Genomic DNA, 712 nt, shown 5'->3' with positions numbered 1-712 from the left:
GATATGAAGGCTCGCTCGCAGCTTGTACATAGCTTGCGCTGTTATCTAGATTCGCGTAAATCCCATAAAACCAAGCTATATATCGACGCAGACCCCCTCGATTACGTCTAATAGCAATACTTGGAGTCAGAGTAAAAAGCGCACTTTTTACTCTAACTCCAAGTATTAGCGTTTAAATCTTGAACGGAATCATAGATAATACGCCCCCTTTTAATTTCCCATTGGCTTTTGTAAATCTGGACGCGCATGAAAGAACTGATAATTGAACTTGTACAAACGGTTGTGACTGAACTTAGCAACGAGAACGTCATTCCTTCGGACGCGAGTTATAAGATCAATATTGATGCGACAAAAGATAAAGCGCATGGCGACTATGCCTCGAATATAGGGCTAGTCTTAGCCAAGCAGGCCAAGATGCCACCTCGAGCGCTTGCTGAGCAAATCGTTGAAAAGATCACCGCTCAAAATAATGCAAGCGTAGACAAAATTGAAATTGCTGGCCCTGGCTTCATCAACTTTTTTATGAGCTCCGCCAGCAGCTTTGCCGTCCTCAGTTCAATTATTGAAAATGCGGATAAATATGGACACAACAACTCAGGTAAAGACCAAAAAGTTCAAGTCGAGTTTGTTTCCGCTAATCCTACCGGCCCATTGCATGTAGGGCATGGCCGTGGCGCAGCAGTCGGTGACAGCATTTGCAGACTTCTCGGTG

Annotated in this window: 1 protein-coding gene; it reads left to right on the top strand. The window is 44.4% G+C overall.

The annotated features are described in order from the left end of the window. Positions 1–246 precede the first annotated feature (246 nt). A partial coding sequence (gene argS, locus A3756_RS21440) for an arginine--tRNA ligase (RefSeq protein WP_156490666.1) occupies positions 247–712 on the top strand: 466 nt, incomplete at its 3' end.

The organism is Oleiphilus sp. HI0086, from assembly GCF_001635225.1.
The sequence above is the reverse complement of the archived record's forward strand: the minus strand, read 5'-3'. Positions and strand labels throughout refer to the sequence as shown.